This is a genomic window from Pantoea sp. Ft-CA_14 (genome assembly GCF_024520875.1).
Taxonomy (GTDB): domain Bacteria; phylum Pseudomonadota; class Gammaproteobacteria; order Enterobacterales; family Enterobacteriaceae; genus Pantoea; species Pantoea agglomerans.
In genome coordinates, this window is the sequence record NZ_JALNPM010000001.1 from 542,362 (window position 1) to 560,939 (window position 18,578).

Consider the following 18,578-nt stretch of genomic DNA (forward strand, 5'->3'; position numbering starts at 1 on the left):
AAGATGAAATCAGTTCAGCGATTAATGACAGGAATCATACTGATGATCCCGGCGCTGGTTTGTTTGCAGGCGCTGGGGCAGGAGTCCTGTCAGGGTATCAGTCAGGTTGTGGTACAGGTGCAAAACGTCAACTATGTGCCGGGCGCAGCCGATGGCACGGCCATCTCGGCGCAGATGCCTTTGCAAAGCAGTAATGCCTTTATCTGTAATAGAAACAGCGGTGAGCAGGGCTATAACTACAAGGATCTGGGGTTTGAGATTAACGCCGAAGAGTCCGGTTTACAGACGAATATTGCGGGCGGTCATAATACGCCAATATATCGTGTGCCGGGAGTAGACAGCATCGGATTCGCTATCGGTTTCAGGGAGCCCTCCTGGTGCGCCGGTACCTTCTCTGATACCAGCGGCAAGGGCAAAATTAGCTCGATCTGTAATTCCCAGACCGGCCCACAGTTGAATTCTGCACATGACATTACACTTCAGTCCTATGTGGTCTTCTATAAAATCCCTGGCCAGCAATCGCCGCTTAATCCAGGCAATCAACCGGCCAATGTCGGTGAGGTGAATATTGGCAATGCCAGCTTAAAGGTGGGGGATAGCGCAGCCAGTAGTCAGCCGATTAATGATAAGCCGCAGATCTTCCTCTCCAGCTTTACCGTGCAATATGGCAGCTGTGCCGTTGTCACCTCCCAGTCCGTGATTAATGTGGAGATGGGAAAAGTGAGTAAGGCAGAGTTTAGCGGTATCGGTAGCCGGGCGGGAAGTGAAAAAGGTTTTCAGATTCAGGTGATGTGTGAACACAGTGCAGCGGTTAAAGTGGGCTTTTTCGGTATGACTACTGTGGGTGATAAGGATGCCCTTAGCCTGACGCCACAGAGCAACTCTGCTTCAGGTGTGGGCATTGTCCTGACCTATGGGTCGGGCCTGCAGGTTCCTGAAGGCCAGCGTGTCCCTCTGAATGTGCCCACCGATCAACTGCCGGTGCTGACGACGATCTCCTCACCCAATCAGACGAAGTCGATGGCGTTTAACGCGCAATATATTCAGACCGACGGGCAGGTTATGGCGGGCAAAGCGGACAGCACAGTAACCTTTAACCTGGTTTATAACTAGGTTGTTCAGCCTGTGCATTACGGGTGGGAAGGGTGTGATGCATGCTGAATGCGCCACACTTTTCTAACCTGAGCGCTGACACAATCATTATCCGGGCCATCTCCTGCAGCAATTGTTAAAACCGGCACAACCCGACCCGCTGTTTTCCCCAATCTCTGTTAAAATTGTACCTCTGCGCCACTTTGCAGGATGCATGTTCGGGAGAAACTATGTTGTGGATTTGGAATGCCCTGATTGTTCTGGTCACTGTTATCGGAATGGAGATAACGGCTGCACTGGCGCACAGATACATTATGCATGGCTGGGGTTGGGGCTGGCATCTGTCACATCATGAACCGCATAAAGGCTGGTTTGAGGTTAATGACCTCTATGCCGTAGTGTTCGCCGCTCTGTCGATTTTGCTCATTTATCTGGGCAGCACGGGTGTCTGGCCCTTGCAGTGGATCGGCGCGGGTATGACGCTCTACGGCCTGCTCTATTTTATTGTGCATGACGGCCTGGTGCATCAGCGCTGGCCATTCCGCTATGTTCCGCGCCGGGGTTATTTACGCAGGCTTTATATGGCGCACCGCATGCATCATGCGGTACGAGGCAAAGAGGGCTGTGTCTCGTTTGGCTTTCTTTACGCGCCGCCGCTGTCAAAACTGCAGGCGACGCTGCGAGAACGCCATGGCGTTAAACGGGGCGCTGCCAGAGATCAGCGGAGCGTGGAGCGTGACGCCCCACCCGGGAAGTAACCGCCTGACCCGATGCCGCCACCAGCAGTGCCAGTTTCTCTGGCGTGCTGGTGGACTGGCGTTGCTCCCACGCCTGTGAACCCGCCTGAACCACCTTCATACCTATTTTACGATAGACCTGCTGCGCGGTAGCAATCGCCCACGCTGAACGCAGCGGTAAACCCGGCAGGCCAGCCGACGCCGATCGATAATAGGGCTCCGCCGTTTCCACCAGCCGACGGGCGACGCGGCTTAATGCCTGGCGATTTTGCGGTTCGGCCAGATTCTCTCGGGTCAGCCCCTCTTCAGCCAGCCACGTTGCGGGCAGATAGCAGCGTCCCGCTTCAGCATCTTCAACGATATCGCGCGCAATATTGGTCAGCTGAAACGCCAGACCGAGATCGCAGGCGCGATCCAGCGTGGCGTTGTCGCGTACGCCCATAATCTGCGCCATCATCAGGCCAACCACGCCCGCAACGTGGTAACAGTAACGCAGCGTATCATCCAGCGTCTGATAGCGTGTCTCATGCACGTCCATCGCAAAGCCCGCCAGATGATCAAAAGCGTAAGCAGGCAGAATATCGTGTGCCATTGCCACCTCCTGAAAGGCCGCAAAGGCGGGCTCATGCATCTGGGATCCGGCATAGGCCTGACGCGTTTTCATCTCCAGCTGCGCCAGGCGCTGTTCGGCAGATTGCAGCGATGGCGTATCGTTGCTGAATCCCAGTACCTGATCGTCAATCACATCATCACAGTGACGGCACCAGGCGTAGAGCATCAGCACGCTGCGTCGGGTTTTGGCATCAAACAGTTTTGACGCGGTGGCAAAGCTTTTCGATCCCACCTCCATGGTGTCTACGGCATGATCGAGCAGTGACGGACTATTCAAGCCAGATCCTCCAGCATCAATCCTGCGGTAGCCTTGGCCGAGCCAATTACGCCTGGAATACCCGCGCCAGGATGCGTGCCTGCACCGACCAGATAGAGATTATTAATATTTTTATCGCGGTTGTGAGGCCGGAACCAGGCGCTTTGCGTCAGGATCGGCTCCACCGAGAAGGCCGAACCCTGATACGCATTCAGCTCATCGCGGAAATCAAACGGCGTGAAGATGCGATGCGTGACCAACTGGCTACGCAGGCCCGGCATGTAATGCTGTTCCAGATAGTCGAAAATGCGATCGCACAGGCGCGGACCTTCAACGGCCCAGTCGATATCGGCGGTGCCGAGGTGCGGAACTGGCGCCAGCACGTAGTAGCTGCCGCAGCCTTCCGGTGCCAGTGAGGGATCGGTCACGCAGGGCGCATGCAGATAGAGCGAGAAGTCCTCTGCCAGGCCATCTTTGTTAAAGATTTCATCAATCAACTCACGATAGCGCGGACCAAAGCAGACCGTGTGGTGCGCCAGCTGATCGTGATGATGATTCAGGCCAAAATAGATCACAAACAGCGAGTTGCTCATGCGTTTGTTCTGCAGTGACCGTCCCTGCGCCTGCGAAGCGGGGTGCTGGCTCAGCAGTTCGCGGTAGGTGTGAACCACATCTGCGTTGGAGGCAACCGCGCGGGTCGGGAAGACCCGGCCATCTTTCAGGTGCACCGCGGTAATCCTGTTTTCCTGGGTCTCCAGCCGGGCAACGCTGGCATTGAGCTCCACTTCGCCGCCCAGATCTTCAAACAGTTGCACCATGCCCTGCACCAGCGCGCCCGTGCCACCGCGCGGGAACCAGACGCCCCATTCACGTTCCAGCGCATGAATCAGAGTATAGATTGAGGAAGTGGCAAACGGATTTCCGCCCACCAGCAGTGAGTGGAAAGAGAAGGCCTGACGCAGATGCTCATCTTCAATGTAGCTCGCCACTTTGCTGTAAACGCTGCGCCATGCCTGAAGTTTTGCCAGCTGAGGCGCGGCCCGCAGCATGTCGCGGAATGACAGAAACGGCACGGTGCCAAGCTTCAGATAGCCTTCAGCAAACACCGCTCGGGAATAGGCCAGAAAGCGACGATATCCTTCAACGTCACGCGGATTAAACGCGGCAATCTGCGCTTCCAGCGCGGGCTGATCGTTGTCATAACTGAACACCTTGCCGGACTCCCAGCAGAGGCGATAAAACGGCTTCACCGGCATCAGCTCGACATAGTCAGAGAGCTTTTTACCCGCGAGGGTGAACAGCTCTTCAATGGCGCTGGGATCGGTGATTACCGTGGGGCCGGCATCAAACGTGAAGCCCTGATCCTGATAGACATAAGCCCGGCCGCCAGGCTTGTCACGCTGCTCCAGCAGTCGGGTGGAAACGCCTGACGCCTGAAGGCGAATTGCCAGAGCCAGACCACCAAAGCCTGCGCCAATTACTGTAGTTCTATTCATTGCATCGCCTGTTGACGGTGAGGAGTCATAATAGCCTGTAACGCCGCCAGAACGGGGACCGGGGGCTTGCCGCTTAAGATGCGCAGCCGATCAGGCAAAGTGAGTTTTCCCGCATAAAAACGGGCGATCAGACCTTCGGGAAGGCCGTAAAAACGTTGCATAACCTGCCAGCGCTGGTCAGCCGGACCCGCCAGAAACAGCATACGGTTCAGCATGCGGAAGAAGCGCTGTTGCTGCCAGGCCTGACTGGCGAATTGCTGAATGGTGGCGTGCAGGGTCTCAGAGGTAAACGTCTGCATCTGCGCCAGCCGGTCAGCCAGCGCGACCGCCAGCGGCAGAGAATAGCCGGTAGTCGGATGGAATAACCCGGCACGCAAACCGCTGCAGGGCAAATCGCGGTTCTGCCAGAAGGCGGCCACGTCGCCGGTCAGCGTAATGGGTAATGCGCCTTGCTCTTCGCGTAGCAGCCGGTCTAATTGCCACCCCTGCTGCGCGGCATAGTCGCGGATATTCTGACGGGCGCGATCGTCTTCCAGCGTGGCGTTATCAATGTAGTGGGTATCTTCAATCAGCAGGGTGTCTGCAGAAAAGGGCAGGCTGTAGACAAAGCGATAGCCTGCCTGCTGATCTACCGTGGCATCCATGATGATCGGCGCGGTCAGGCCATGTGGCTCGCTGAGCTGCCACTCCTGTCCGACAAACGACTGGAAGCCCATGCGCAGTGCGGCATCGGGCTGGTAGCCACGGCCATCAATCACTGCGTCACTCTCCAGCACCCGGCCATCGTCCAGCGTGACTGCGCGTGAAGCGATGCTCGCAACCCGGGTATTCAGCAGCAGATCCGGCGCAAACCTGTCGCGGATGACCTGCGCGAAGCGCTCCGCAGTCACGCAAAAATAACCACTGTTCAGGCTGCGACTGCGTTGGGGAAAGCGGACCTCATAGCCAGGCCAGTGATGTACTACTAGCGGGGCGATCCAGTGATGCTGCGTTTCGGTGAGATCTTCCGCATGAAACGACCAGGTGTGATTGGCACCCGGTTCACGTTCGGCGTCAATCAGCAGAATACGCAGGGAGGGCCGCTGCTGTCTCAGGCGCAGGGCGATCAGCCCGTTGGCCAGCCCCGCGCCCACCAGAATCAGATCATACCGCGGCATAGTCTCTCCTGGTGAGCACCGGCTGGCGGGTCAGCATCGCCTGTTCGACAATGTCCGCCGCCAGGGTGGTTCCGCCCGCCTGACGAAGTGCGCTACGCAGCGTTTTCATCTGCTGAACGTAGCTTTCATCAGCCAGTAAGGTCTGGAGCTGACGCGCCATGGAGTGGCTGGTGGTAAAGCGTGAGGCGCGACGTCCGATACCGTGCCAGACCACTCTGGCAGCCACACCCGGCTGATCAAAGGCCAGCGGGATCGTCAGCAGCGGCGTCAGGTGGTTAATCCCATCCAGCACCGTATTCATGCCGCCGTGCGTAATGGCAAGATCGGCCTGCGCCAGTGCAGCCGCCTGGTCGGCAAAATCGACCACCTGAACATGGCTGGCCTGCGCCAGTTTCTCCGCCTGGAAAGGTGACAACCGACCGCAATGCGCCAGCAATAACTGAGCATCGATCTCCTGGCAGGCGCGGACGATGGTTTTAAACAGGCCGTAGCGATGTCCCTGCAGCGTGCCGAGGGAAGCAAAAATGCGCGGTCTGTCACCATGCGGGAAGTAGCGAGGCTGCGACGCGGCAGGTGCCGGTTCAGTGGTACGCAGCGGGCCAACCGAATGGAAATGATCGGGTAGCGCCTGGCGGGGAAAATCCAGTTCCGGGATCAGCTGGCTGATCTGCGCCAGCGGTGAAAAACAGTGATGCAGTTTTTCCCGTGGGGCTAATCCCATCGCATGAGCGTTGCGGGCGATCACCCGATCGTGACGTCGCATCAGCCAGTCATAGATTTTTTCACTGGTGCGATAGCGTTCCCGTGCCTGATCGGTTCTGGCATAGTCAAACGGCATCACGGCCAGCGGGAAATCCGCTTCACGGTTAAGTGGCAGCGCACAGGCAACCGAAACATAAGGCAGGTTCAGCGCTTCAGCCGCCAGTGCACCGGCAGGCTCCATCTGATCGACGATCACGCCATCAATCGCCAGCGTGCTCAGCACCACGGGCAGTTCACGACAGAGCATATCGGTGCTGCGGGCCATCTCATTGATCAGTTTCAGCATTGAGGGGCCGAGAGGATGCGCCGCCAGTTGCAGGGTGTGTGCCAGACTGCCCGCCGGATGCGAGGCTAAACCCAGCGGGAAAAAGCCGATACGGCTATCGGTGAGTAGCGCGCCAACGTCCGTCTGCTGGATGAAAGTGATCTGGTGTCCGCGTGCGATTAAGGCCTGGCTAAGGTGCTGAAGCGCCTGCACATGGCTATAGAAAGGCGGTGCAATGACCGCAAAGTGGCTCATGCAGCATCCTTAACTGACGGCAGCGAGTTTTTTCTCAAACCAGGCCTGAACAAAATGGTGTGTGGCATAACCGTCCTGGCAGGCCGATAACAGATGCTCGCTGGCGCAGCGCAGATGATCGCGCAGTCGCGTTTCAACCGCCTGTGGTCCCAGCAGATTCACCAGCGTTGATTTCCCCTCATCCTGATGGGCATCTTTACCGGTGTCGGCCATGCCGTCAGTGAGATCGTCTAATAACTGGAAAGCCTGACCAAGATTAAGCGAAAAACGATGCAGCTGTTCGCGGGCTTCACCTGAGGCTTCAGCCACGATAGAGGCCATCTGCATGGAGGCGCAGAACAGGGTGCTGGTTTTATAGTGATTGGTCATCAGAATGGCGTCAGCACTGCGTGGCTTGTCACCTTCGGAGAGATCCTTAAACTGCCCCTGTACCAGCCCCTGCATGCCGACTGCGTGGGATAATTCTGCCACAGCGTCGGCTCTGGCGGTTGCCGTTAAGCCTTCTGCCGCAGCAACCACGCCGAATGCCTTACTCAGCAGGGCCACCGCGGCCAGAATCGCGACATGTTCACCATACTGGCAATGAATGGTCGGACGTCCGCGACGCAGTTGCGCATCATCCATGCAGGGCATGTCATCCAGAATCAGTGATGCGGCATGCACCATCTCTACCGCGCAGGCGAGATCGAGCAGGCCGGCAGGCGTGGCGTTGCAGCCCAGATCGCGCGCTGCCAGCAACAACAGCAGTGGACGGATACGCTTTCCTGGTGCCAGCGCACCGTCGCGCATGGCAGCGCCCACTAAGTCACGTTCGCTTTCAACCGGTAAAAGCTGATCAAGCCGTTGCTCAATGTCGTTCAACAGGCTGGCTGCATCGCTGTGTATGAAATTGACGTGTTGTTCTGCACAGACCGTCATCATGGCTGTCCTTATCTACAGAGGAAGTCACAGCAGGTCGAATGATTCGATGCCATCTTCAATAATCGTCCCCGACTGCCATAGCATAGTTGGCAGGTTTTCAAAGAACGGCGGGTTAATCCATTACAACTAAGAGTAGTTCACGATAATAAAAATGTCGGAGAATTCAGCAGCCTTCCGCGTTTTGCGGCGATAGCCGGACGAGCATTATGCGTGAATTAACCCAGTAATGCGCGCAGCTGTTTCATCACGCTGGCGACATCCTCCGCAGATAATGCGCCATCTTTAGCAAAGCGCACAATGCCTGCCGGATCAATCACCACCACGGACGCGCTTTCCGGCTTAAGATGCCAGCTGTGCGCGGTTACGCCACTGCTGTCGATAATGAATTGCTGCCACGGTGCCGCTTTTTTACTGGAAGCGATGCTGCGCACCACAAAAATGGCACTGCCAGGCAGCGCATCGTCAGTATTCACGATGGTGGTGGTCTGAAAACGGTCACGCGGCAGGCTGGCCTGCTGAATGGCTTCGATTAATCGTGCACTCTGATCCTTCGCTGAGAGACGACCCGCCACATGAATCACCAGACGCACTTTTCCGGTCAGAGTCTGACTGTTCCAGCGCTGATAATTTATGTCGCCCTGATTCAGCACCATTTCGCCTTTATCGGCAACGAAGACAGGTGGTACAGGCTGACCAGGGGTCAGGGTGTGGGCGGTGGCAAAGCCGGAAAACAGCAGGGCAATCATCAATCCATAATGGCGCACGGGTTCCTCACTTCTTTCTCGGTTTGCGTCAGACGCGGTGAACGCTCTCATTAGCAGGCAGAAGATTAGTACCACATCTATGTTTCAGATCAATAAAAGCATTCAGGATTTGGCCTGAAAATGCAGGGGAGATTGTGTTTACAGGAGGTGGGAAATGAGTACAGCATTGATGACATTACCTGAATTTGCCCGTTATATCGGCATTGCCACCCCAACGCTGGCGCGCGCCTTTTGCTGCCGGGGATCGCTGGCGGGTGTGCCGCTGCCGCAGGCGCTGGATGATGCACCGCTGACGCAACGCCACTGGCTGCGCGATGATGTACGTCAGTTCGATCATGCCTATAAACGGGTTCAGGCGATGCAGCAACGGAGCACGCTTTAATCTGCTTAAAGCAAGAGATGAGCGCGGGAATTTCCCGCGCTTTTTTATGCAAAATTATCGGGCTTTACCAGGAAGCAGACCAGATTGGCATCCCGATCGCCCACGATCTCAATGCTGGAATCCAGCCCGCTGACGGCATCACCGCGACTCAGTCGCAGATCGCCGACGCGAATAATCCCTTCAAGCACGGTAAGATAAGCGACAAAGCCCGGCATCGACGGCACGTCCAGCGTATGGTTGCGCTCAAGCAGTGTGTCGAAGATGTAGACTTCCTGGCGAAGTTCCAGCGGCGCATCAGACTCTTCCGGCCCGGCCAGTTCGGTCCAGCCATTGGTCATAATGCCCTGATCGCGCTCCAGCACCTGGGTCATTGCTTCACCGCCCCGAAGTGCCGGTCGGATAACCGCCTGTAACAGCTCCGCTTCATATAACGGCACCGACTCTTCATATTGAACGCCATCACCCGCGTTCACCACCATCACGCGTTTTGCAGATAGCTGGGTACGTTCGCCATTACTGTCCTGATGCTGCATCGAACCACGCCACAGGTAGGTGAAAACTTCTTCATCCTGATGCTGCTGCATCGGAATACGGGCATCGAGTTTTAGCGACATCAGATCAACACTGACCAGCGGGCTTAACGCCTCGCCAGGACGCTGGCGACGGACGGTAAAAGGACCGTACTCAAACAGTTGTTCAGGATTAGCTCGCACAATGTTCATGATTTGCTCTCAAATAAAGTGACTCATAACAACGATCATAGACCTCAGGCGGAGAATGAGAAGCCGGGAGTTTTGCCCGGCTTCGTCAGTTATTTTGAATAACAGAGTTTAGGGTGTCTTGCCAGCTTACTTGCCCTGTTCGTCGCTCTCACCGAGGAAGAAATACCAGAGTGGAATCGACAATAGCCCGGTAAAGACCGTGGAGTAGAGCAGGATCATCATCGCCTGGGTGATATACATGGTCAGCGACCAGTGACTGAAGGGGATCTGATACTGATCAATCACTCCGCCAATCATCGCATTCGCCATCACCGTAATGACAATCAGCGCCAGCACCGTCACGCTGCGCAGAAAATAGCGCATCTCTTTGCGCTTCCCGGCAAAACGCGACTGGACGATGGCCAGCGGCGACTGTTTGTCCGGAGCGACATCCACGCGGACGACCGCGGCGCGCTGTGCGCTGCGCCAGCGCTGAATATCCAGCAGCACCAGCACCAGCAGGCTGATACCCATAACGGGCAGGGCATATCCCAGCGCCAGCATCACTATCAGGCTGGTGCCCTGCGCATAGCGCGGCAGCGCCAGCCAGGCGGATAACAGCGTCTGCGAGGGGTTGAGCTGCGGAACAGCCGGGCGACGAATCCACCACATGCGGTAGCCCAGCACAATCATTGTGCACAGTCCAAAGCCAGACAGCGCCAGAATCAGCTGATTAGGCAGGCCAAACAGCACGCCCATATGCGCATCCACGCCCCAGCGGGTCAGTTTCGCCACCAGCGGGAAGCTGGCAAACTCAACGCGGTCAACCACGCTAAAATCAGTCGGATTAATTGAAACCGCATCCACCTGGCTTGGCCAGCTGCGGTCAATTTCCGAAACCGTCCACGCCTGTTCAGCGTTCTTAGGCTGGCGTAGTTCCAGTTTCGCTGCGTTCAGTCCGGCCTGACGCGCCGCTGCCAGCGCCTGATCCCAGCTGACATTCGGCTGATTGAGAATCACCGGCGCAGCGGTTTTCGCTGGCATGGTCATTCCGGACATCGTCATCCCTTCCATTGTGCCGCGATGGTCAGCATGGGGATCGGCGGCTTCAGCGGGCGCGTTACCGTTTAGCGCGGTATTAACCTGCGGCGTTTTCCAGCCAAAGTCGCTGCGCATCTTTTCAATATTATTGCCCGCCCACTGTGACCAGGTCAGCCCGGTTACTGAAAAGAACACCAGTCCGATTGCCAGCAACAGCCCCAGCGTGACATGCCAGTGACGGGTTGCCGCGAAGCCGCTCCGTGCTTTACTGCGGGTGCGCGGTGGCCGGGTGCCGGACCATAATACAATCCCACCCAGCGCGGCGACCCACAGCCAGGAGGCTGCCAGTTCACTGTAGTTTCGGCCAAAATCACCCAGCAACAGGCCGCGATGCAGCTGATCCAGCCACATGCGCAGCGGCAGCACACCGCTGGTGCCATACACCGTCATATCGCCTTTCACCTGCAGGGTGTAGGGATCAATAAACAGCGATCGTGATTCCGATGGGCCAAGCTGCGGCTCGGCAAACTGCACGCGGGTTGTATCCTGCGGGCCGGGTGCCGGACGCACAGCGTAAATGCGTGCTGATTCACCGGCACGGGCTCGCGCAGCGGCAATCTGGGCGGACAACGGTTGTGCCACACCCTGCGCGTCGGTGGTCAGGGCATCATGGTAGATAGCCTGTTCCAGTTGCGGTGTCAGAACGTAGAGCGTGCCGGTGAGTGCCGCGACAAAAATAAACGGCGCAATAAACAGGCCGATATAAAAATGCAGGCGGCGTAAGAGATTAAACATCGTGCCGCGCGGTGCAGGGGACATTTCCTGAGAAGAGGACATAGCATTCCACACTTTTCAAAAGACAAAGACGATCAGGTGACGTTGTCACGCAATCGGATTAGTAAGCAGTGAGTGTGACGCGATAAAGGGTGGCGCGCGCGGTCGATGAAGACGCAACAGCCGTCGCCATTGGGGTGGATTAATAGCCGCTGGCGGCGGGGCGCGGCTGATCAGGCACATCCACCAGATAAACGGGATAAAAACCCAGAGCATCAGCGGAACATGCACCAGCAGATCGCAGTAGCCACAGGCAAAGCCCGGGCCCATCATCATCCCGTGGTCCGCCATCGACATCTCGCTGTGATGATCCATCATCGGCATCTCTGCGCTCATGATCGAAGCGCCTTGCATCGTGGCATGATGTTCAGCGAGATTCTTTGAGATCATCGGTGCGACAAACAACAGCAGCACGGCCAGTATCGCAATACCGGCGGTGAGTCGTTGTCTGAGTGAAGATCCCGGCATAATTTCAACGGTCGTATGAGGTCATAATTCAGGGCGGCAGTGTAACGCGAAGGGAATAAAAGGGTTAAATAAAGTGGCATCTGTTCCGAAAAAATTCGCACTCTTTGAACATTTTCACTTTAATTTCAGCATCATTTAACTTAGTTGTTACTCGCGGTGCACATACAAATAACATTAATCATTCGCCTGCGGTTTAACCAAACCTGATGAAGGAATAAAAAATGAAAATTGTAATGCTGGATGGTGACACGCTGCCGGTACCCCTGCCGACCGGTCAACAGCAGGCTGACTGGGAGATGCGCGCGCAGACTCCGGCTGAAGACATTGTGTCTTCGCTGGCGGGCGCAACGGTCGCTATAACCAATAAGGTGCCGTTGCGGGCTGACACACTGCAACAACTGCCTGAACTGCGTTTTATCTGTGTTGCAGCGACGGGCTATGACTGTATCGATCTTGATGCCTGCCGCGCACGCGGCATCGTGGTCAGTAATGTTCCAGGCTATTCAACTCAGAGCGTTTCAGAGGCGGTGATAGCCGCGATTTTTGCCCTGCGCCGTCAGCTGATGGCTTATGCCAGCAATACCCGCATCGACTGGCCCCAGGCTAAGCACTTTTGTGTGCATCATCAGCCGATAGGGGATATTGGCGGTGCCACGCTGGGCATCGCGGGTAAAGGCGACATCGGCCAGGCGGTCGGCAGGCTGGCCCAGGCGCTGGGAATGCAGGTGCAGTACGCCGAGCGAAAAGGCAGTGAAAGGGTGCGTGACGGTTATATCAGCTTTGAGCAGATGCTGGCGACCAGCGACATCATTTCGCTGCACTGCCCGCTGAGTGACAGCACCCGCCAGATGATTGATCGCGAGGCGCTGGATAAAATGAAGCCACAGGCGCTGCTGATAAACACGGCACGTGGCGGACTGATTAACGAAGCCGATCTTGCTGCCGCGTTAAAGCAGGGGCTGATTGGTGGTGCGGCGCTGGATGTGCTGAGCAGCGAGCCGCCCGCTCCGGATAATCCGCTGCTGGCGGATCTGCCAACTCTGCTGCTGACACCGCACATCGCCTGGGCAAGTCGCAGCGGCGTGGAGAATCTGGTGGCTGGCGTGATGACCAATATCGCGGCCTTTATTCAGGGCGAGCCAATGAATGTGGTGAGCTGAGTCAGATGGAATAGTTTTTAATGCCCGACAGGGGTTGATATTCAGAGCAACCTCGTAGATTTCAGGTAAAGCGTTTTACGCGGTTTAGTCATCAGGGTATTAATTTCGTTATTTCCATCAGGACTTTAAACGTTCGTGCGCTACAGGGATTAGCGTCTTTTACTGGCTGAATCAGCCGTTGTAAGCGCTTCAGGAACAGAAAGGATTCTGGCCAGTGAAAAAGAAGAACAGCACGCCTGTGCCTCATGATGCCACATTCCGGCAATTTCTGACTCAGCCGGATATTGCCCGGGATTTCATGGAGCTGCATTTGCCGCCAGAGCTGCGCATATGCTGTGATCTCAGCACGCTGAAACTGGAGTCGGGGTCGTTTGTCGAGGATGACCTTCGTCAGTACTTTAGCGACGTGCTTTACAGTCTTAAAACAACCGCTGGCGATGGATATATCCATGTACTCATTGAGCATCAGTCTGTGCCAGACAAACATATGGCATTTCGGCTGATGCGCTATGCAGTGGCTGCCATGCAGCGCCATCTTGAAGCAGGGCATAAGCGGTTGCCGCTGGTAATTCCCGTACTGTTTTACAATGGCAGACGCACTCCATATCCCTATTCGACCCGGTGGCTGGATGAGTTCGACGACCCGGCGCTGGCGGACAGGCTTTACAGCCGCAGTTTTCCGCTGGTCGATGTCACGGTGATTCCTGACGATGAGATCATGCAACATCGCAGCATGGCGGCTCTGACCCTGTTGCAGAAGCATATCCGGCAGCGTGATCTGGCTGAAATGATGGACAGGCTGGTAACCATTTTGCAGGCTGGTTATCACTCTTCATCACAGGTGATAACGCTGGTACACTACATTGTACAGGCGGGTGAAACATCGGACGCCAAAGCCTTTGTACGGGAGCTGGCACAGCGTGTGCCCCAACACGAGAACGCACTTATGACTATCGCACAACAGCTTGAGCAGATAGGGCTTGAAAAAGGTATTGAGCAGGGTATTGAACAGGGACGGACAGAAGGTAGTCGTGGAGCAAGCCTCAGAATTGCCCGAACCATGCTAGAGAGTGGCATGGATCGCAATACCGTTATGCGGATGACTGGTCTGAATGAAGACGATCTGGCGCAGATTTCGCACTAATTAGTTTTTTGAGTTCTGATTATCGCTGACGACTCAAATCGCCAGCGGACTACACGGAAAATGCAAAATCAGCTTCCCGAAATCATGGGAATCCCGCCGCATTTCACCACAGCGAGCCTGTGACTTGCGCGCTCAGACTCAGAATATCGATCGCCCCAGCTTCTCGGTCAGCAATTCCAGCACAGCGGTACCGGCCAGAGAATTGCCCGCGCTATCCAGCCCAGGCGACCAGACGGCAATACTCATCTCACCTGGGATGATGGCAATAATCCCGCCACCCACGCCCGATTTTGCGGGCATCCCGACCCGCCACGCGAATTCGCCAGCGCCGTCGTACATCCCGCTGGTGATCATCAGTGCGTTAATCTGCCGCGCCTGACGTGGAGTAATCATCTGGCTGCCATCCAGCGTTTTGCCCTGATTCGCCAGATAGATAAACGTGCGGGCCAGCTCAACGCAGTTCATCGACAGCGAACAGTAGTGGAAATAGGTCTGCATCACGCTGGTGACAACGTTATCGAAATTTCCAAACGACTTCATCAGCCAGGCGATCGCTGCATTGCGGGCCGAGTGTTCGAACTCAGAGCGGGCAACGTGGCGATCATAATTGATATCGGACTGCTGACTCAGCTGGCGCACAATTTCCAGCATTCGCTGACGCGGGGCGGTCAGTCGGGTTTCCAGCAGATCGCAAATCACCAGCGCACCGGCATTAATAAACGGATTACGCGGCTTGCCCTGTTCCAGCTCCAGCTGAACCAATGAATTAAATGGCTGGCCAGAAGGCTCTTTGCCGACCCGCTGCCAGATTTCGCTGTCCTCATAGCGGGTCAGTGCTACGGTCAGAGAAAGCGCCTTGGAGATCGACTGAATCGAAAAGCGCGTCTCAGCATCGCCCGCCTGAAAGAGGGTGCCATCACGCAGGCAAACCGCTATTGCCAGATGATCGGCAGCCACATCCGCCAGCGCAGGGATATAGTCAGCCACCTTTCCCTGATGGATCAGCGGACGCACCTGATCCAGGATCTCCTGCAGCAGAGCATTATTCAGTTCAGACACGCACATTCTCCCGTCGATTCCCGCCGACCGGTGATGCCAGGCATCCGCGATCCGCGAGTCATTTATTGTTAACGGCTCCGCCGCATTTTCAGCTAATGGGTTTTGACTGCGCTGCCAGCGGAGCCAGCAGCATCTGTAACAGGCTCAGCATTGCCAGCACGCTGAAGGGCAGCGTCCAGTTACCGCTCTGCTCATGGAGCACGCCAAAGAACAAAGGGCCGAGTGCCGCCAGCGCATATCCGACACACTGTGCCATGCCCGATAGCTGTGACGCCTGACGGTGATGAGTGGCTCGCAGATTAAACAGTGAGAGGCAGAGCACCAGTGATGCGCCTGCGCCCAGTCCGGCCAGTGTCAGCCAGATGACGGCCCACTGCGGATTGAGCAATAGGCCCAGCATGCCGAGGAAAATGCCTGATGAAGCAATGAACGCGGTAAGCCGGGCATCTTTTACCCGCTTCAGCGCCACCATGCAGCCCAGGTTGGCGACGATCGCAATTGCCTGATACCAGAACAGCAGCCAGCCTGCGTGGGCCTGACTGAAGCCGTTATCCTGGGCAAACAGCGTAAACCAGTCAATCAGGGTATAAAACGCCAGCGATTGCAGCGCCATAAACAGTGCGATTTGCCAGCCGCCGGGCGTTCGCCACGGATGGCGATATGCAACGGGCACGTCGGCGGACGCTGCGGTTGACCGCCGTTGACGTAACAGCGGCAGCCAGACGAGTAGCGCAATCAGCCCCGGTAGCGCCCAGACAACCAGCGAGAGTCGCCAGCCTGCCGCTGAAAGCTGGCTCAGCGGAACGGCAATGCCAGATGCCAGGCTGGCAGTAATCGACATGGTGGCGGCATAAAGGCCAATATATTTAGCGGTGTGGGCGGTGAAATCGCGTTTAATCAGTGGCGGCAGCAGCACGTTGGCGGCGGCAATACCTGCGCTGAGCAACAGCGTTCCGCTCCACAACGCCGCTTCAGCAGGCTGCCAGCGCAACAGCGAACCGGCAGTGATCAGGCATAGCGCGCCCCATAAACTGCGCTCAAGCCCGACGCGATTTCCCAGCCAGGCGGCCAGTGGGGCGAGCAGGGCAAACAGCATCAGTGGAATAAAGTTAAACAGACCCGCTTCACCGACACTCAGGCCAAAGGTCTGGCGGATATCCTGTAGTACCGGGCCGATGACAGTAATGGGCGCACGAAGATTAGCCGCGGTCAGCAGCAGGACGAACAAAAAAAATGTGGCGCTGGAATACGCAGCGAGAGGTTTAGCTGGGTGTTGTACAGGCATCATGGCAGGGATCATCACATGCAGCAGTGCTGCGGGGGCGTTGGTTGACGTTAACGCTTACGCATCAGAATTGATGTCTGGGCGCTACTTTACTGACCGGTTAGCAGCGTGTAAAGCCTTGTTATGCGATGAAATAGCGTAATTGAGATCTCACAGCAGCGATCGCCTTGTGACAGGATCAATGGAATTCAGGTTCAGGGAAATGACCGCAGTCGTTCTGGCTGGGATTGGAGCCTGGCTGGCAGGTCTGCTGGCGGGTTTCGGCCGCCGGAACCGGTTTTTCAGCGTGCCACGGGGCACTACAGGCACTGAGAAGAGAAACCAGAATCATCACACTGATAACGCGCATATCCGCTCCTTATTAACCGTCATGAACAAGGCCACGTCGGTGATCGGCGGTTTGCAGGTCAGGGACGTCTTACCTGAGTGTGGTATCTAAGGGGATAATGTCAATTAAAACAGAGCAAACATCAGCGCGACAGGAAAACTCATCGGCCAGGTGGCCCCCACCAGAAAGGCGCTCAGCAGTTTGATGCTCAGCTTATCTTTGGCGATGAAGAACGTGATCAGCGTAGCGATCAATGCAACAACGGCATAGAAAATTAGCATACCCTGGTACAGTGTCATTGATATCTCCGCAGCGTCATTAAGGTTTTCGCTGCGCATGATGCGGATTTTTGTGATCCAGATCAAGTGAATCAGGGTTTAGCATCTAAAGAAATCATGGGTAAGGCAGTTGGTTCGCTCGCTGAACTTCATCGTAACAGCGGGCGATTTCAGGCTGAAACCAGGCAGGATAAACGCGGCTAAAACCTTGGCTGATGCCGTAAGTCAGACTGAACAACCTCTGGCGAAGGCTCCCGGATTAAGCATTGCCATGACGTAAAAAAGCCCGCCAGCGAGGACGGGCCTGTTATCGGCAGTACATCACTACAGGATAAGCGCTTTAACTCTGGCGGTATAACGCCATCACGTCCTCCAGGTCCGGCGTACGTGGGTTGCCGCCGGTGCAGACATCATCCAGCGCGGCCTGTGCCAGTGCAGGGATATCCGCCTCTTTTAAGCCCACTTCACGCAGCGAGCGGGGAATACCCACATCGCGACAGAGCTGACACACCGCGGCGACCGCCGCTTCCCGCGCCTGATCAAGCGACAATGACTCAACCTGTTTCACACCCATTGCGCGGGCAATGTCGCGATATTTTTCGCCAGTGCCTGAGGCATTCCACGCCATCACCTGCGGCAGCAAAATGGCATTGGCTACGCCGTGCGGGACATTGTAAAAGGCGCCCAGCGGGTGTGCCATGCCATGCACCAGACCAAGGCCAACATTAGAGAAACCCATACCGGCCACATATTGTCCCAGCGCCATCTGCTCAACTGCCTCAATATTTCCTGCCACCGATTCGCGCAGTGACTGGCTGATAATCTCAATGGCTTTGAGGTGTAGCATATCGGTCAGGGTCCAGGCACCGCGTGTGATGTAGCCTTCAATGGCATGGGTTAGGGCATCAATACCGGTCGCAGCCTTCAGCGACGCGGGCATGCTCGCCATCATCTCCGCATCAATGATCGCCACTTTCGGAATGTCATGGGGATCGACACAGACAAACTTACGGCGATTCTCTTCATCGGTAATGACGTAATTAATCGTCACTTCTGCGGCGGTGCCTGCCGTGGTCGGGATGGCGATGATCGGCACGCACGGATGACGGGTGGGGCTGACGCCTTCCAGGCTGCGCACATCTTCAAACTCAGGGTTATTGATAATAATGCCGATCGCCTTGCTGGTATCCTGTGGTGAGCCCCCGCCAATGGCGATCAGGTAGTCGGCACCTGACTCTCTGAACACCGCAACACCCTGCTGCACAACCCGAATGGTAGGATTCGGCACCACCTCATCATACACCGCCCAGTCAAGCTGATGTTGCGCCAGCAGATCGGTCACCCGCTTCAGCGCACCCGCCGCGACCAGCGCTTTGTCAGTGACGATCAATGCTTTTCGCATCCCGCGACGTTGTACCTCTTCCGGCAAATGGCGCAAAGCACCAGCACCAAACCAGGCGGTTTCATTGAGAATCATACGTTGAGTCATTAAAACATCCTCTGTTAACAAATGAATTTTTACCATCCGTGATCCCCGGTTCATGTTCTGCGCAGAACCTCTCACTTTCAGGTAAAGACATT

The 18,578-nt window shown here is 56.1% G+C and carries 19 protein-coding genes; 5 read left to right on the plus strand and 14 right to left on the minus strand.

The window, feature by feature from the left end; genetic code table 11:
* Positions 1 to 3: 3 nt before the first annotated feature.
* A complete protein-coding gene (locus tag NR195_RS02670) occupies positions 4 to 1,113 on the plus strand; it encodes a fimbrial protein (RefSeq protein ID WP_256844057.1) in 1,110 nt (369 codons plus the stop codon).
* Positions 1,114 to 1,322: 209 nt separating this feature from the next.
* On the plus strand, positions 1,323 to 1,850 hold the full coding sequence (locus tag NR195_RS02675; RefSeq protein WP_010247467.1) for a sterol desaturase family protein: 528 nt from the start codon (positions 1,323 to 1,325) through the stop codon (positions 1,848 to 1,850).
* On the opposite strand, the gene crtB is transcribed toward NR195_RS02675, so the two are convergent.
* The 6 genes from crtB to NR195_RS02705 form a co-directional block, all read right to left on the minus strand.
* Positions 1,789 to 2,718: a 15-cis-phytoene synthase CrtB gene (gene crtB, locus NR195_RS02680; RefSeq protein ID WP_256844058.1), complete on the minus strand. Its 930-nt coding sequence runs from the start codon at positions 2,716 to 2,718 to the stop codon at positions 1,789 to 1,791. The two genes, NR195_RS02675 and crtB, sit on opposite strands and share 62 nt — an antisense overlap.
* Positions 2,715 to 4,193, minus strand: coding sequence for a phytoene desaturase (locus NR195_RS02685; RefSeq protein ID WP_256844059.1), 1,479 nt, complete (start codon positions 4,191 to 4,193; stop codon positions 2,715 to 2,717). Before NR195_RS02685 ends, crtB begins: the two co-directional genes overlap by 4 nt.
* Complete coding sequence (crtY, locus tag NR195_RS02690; protein ID WP_256844060.1) at positions 4,190 to 5,350, minus strand: lycopene beta-cyclase CrtY; 1,161 nt, start codon at positions 5,348 to 5,350, stop codon at positions 4,190 to 4,192. The genes NR195_RS02685 and crtY overlap by 4 nt, the downstream gene beginning before the upstream one ends.
* On the minus strand, positions 5,337 to 6,632 hold the full coding sequence (locus NR195_RS02695; RefSeq protein WP_245115186.1) for a glycosyltransferase: 1,296 nt from the start codon (positions 6,630 to 6,632) through the stop codon (positions 5,337 to 5,339). The genes crtY and NR195_RS02695 overlap by 14 nt, the downstream gene beginning before the upstream one ends.
* Positions 6,633 to 6,641: 9 nt before the next feature.
* Entirely contained in the window at positions 6,642 to 7,550 is a 909-nt protein-coding gene (locus tag NR195_RS02700; protein WP_010670731.1) for a polyprenyl synthetase family protein, read from the minus strand.
* A gap of 218 nt (positions 7,551 to 7,768) precedes the next feature.
* Positions 7,769 to 8,299, minus strand: coding sequence for a YtfJ family protein (locus NR195_RS02705; protein ID WP_010247442.1), 531 nt, complete (start codon positions 8,297 to 8,299; stop codon positions 7,769 to 7,771).
* 172 nt (positions 8,300 to 8,471) lie between these two features.
* Here NR195_RS02705 and NR195_RS02710 point away from each other — a divergent pair, with 172 nt between their 5' ends.
* Positions 8,472 to 8,699, plus strand: coding sequence for a hypothetical protein (locus tag NR195_RS02710; protein ID WP_010247439.1), 228 nt, complete (start codon positions 8,472 to 8,474; stop codon positions 8,697 to 8,699).
* Positions 8,700 to 8,743: 44 nt separating this feature from the next.
* Here NR195_RS02710 and NR195_RS02715 read toward each other — a convergent pair whose 3' ends face one another.
* The 3 genes from NR195_RS02715 to NR195_RS02725 form a co-directional block, all read right to left on the minus strand.
* On the minus strand, positions 8,744 to 9,421 hold the full coding sequence (locus NR195_RS02715) for a pirin family protein (RefSeq protein ID WP_033773813.1): 678 nt from the start codon (positions 9,419 to 9,421) through the stop codon (positions 8,744 to 8,746).
* A 126-nt stretch (positions 9,422 to 9,547) separates the two neighbouring features.
* Positions 9,548 to 11,278 carry a DUF2534 family protein gene (locus NR195_RS02720; RefSeq protein WP_256844061.1) on the minus strand — a complete coding sequence of 577 codons (1,731 nt, stop codon included), beginning with the start codon at positions 11,276 to 11,278 and terminating at the stop codon, positions 9,548 to 9,550.
* A 45-nt stretch (positions 11,279 to 11,323) separates the two neighbouring features.
* On the minus strand, positions 11,324 to 11,743 hold the full coding sequence (locus NR195_RS02725; protein ID WP_022624714.1) for a DUF2946 domain-containing protein: 420 nt from the start codon (positions 11,741 to 11,743) through the stop codon (positions 11,324 to 11,326).
* A gap of 221 nt (positions 11,744 to 11,964) precedes the next feature.
* Here NR195_RS02725 and NR195_RS02730 point away from each other — a divergent pair, with 221 nt between their 5' ends.
* Positions 11,965 to 12,903, plus strand: a complete 939-nt coding sequence (locus tag NR195_RS02730; RefSeq protein WP_256844062.1) for a D-2-hydroxyacid dehydrogenase — start codon at positions 11,965 to 11,967, stop codon at positions 12,901 to 12,903.
* Between the two features lie 214 nt (positions 12,904 to 13,117).
* Complete coding sequence (locus NR195_RS02735; protein WP_256844063.1) at positions 13,118 to 14,047, plus strand: Rpn family recombination-promoting nuclease/putative transposase; 930 nt, start codon at positions 13,118 to 13,120, stop codon at positions 14,045 to 14,047.
* A gap of 138 nt (positions 14,048 to 14,185) precedes the next feature.
* Here the strand turns inward: NR195_RS02735 and glsB are convergent, their stop codons facing one another.
* From glsB to fucO, 5 genes are all read right to left on the minus strand, one after another.
* On the minus strand, positions 14,186 to 15,112 hold the full coding sequence (gene glsB, locus NR195_RS02740) for a glutaminase B (RefSeq protein WP_306278131.1): 927 nt from the start codon (positions 15,110 to 15,112) through the stop codon (positions 14,186 to 14,188).
* An 82-nt stretch (positions 15,113 to 15,194) separates the two neighbouring features.
* Complete coding sequence (locus tag NR195_RS02745; RefSeq protein ID WP_256844065.1) at positions 15,195 to 16,394, minus strand: MFS transporter; 1,200 nt, start codon at positions 16,392 to 16,394, stop codon at positions 15,195 to 15,197.
* Positions 16,395 to 16,569: 175 nt separating this feature from the next.
* Complete coding sequence (locus tag NR195_RS02750) at positions 16,570 to 16,740, minus strand: hypothetical protein (RefSeq protein ID WP_010247418.1); 171 nt, start codon at positions 16,738 to 16,740, stop codon at positions 16,570 to 16,572.
* Positions 16,741 to 16,844: 104 nt separating this feature from the next.
* Positions 16,845 to 17,018 carry a GhoT/OrtT family toxin gene (locus NR195_RS02755; protein WP_010247416.1) on the minus strand — a complete coding sequence of 58 codons (174 nt, stop codon included), beginning with the start codon at positions 17,016 to 17,018 and terminating at the stop codon, positions 16,845 to 16,847.
* 319 nt (positions 17,019 to 17,337) lie between these two features.
* Positions 17,338 to 18,486, minus strand: coding sequence for a lactaldehyde reductase (gene fucO / locus NR195_RS02760; protein ID WP_256844066.1), 1,149 nt, complete (start codon positions 18,484 to 18,486; stop codon positions 17,338 to 17,340).
* Positions 18,487 to 18,578: the final 92 nt, after the last annotated feature.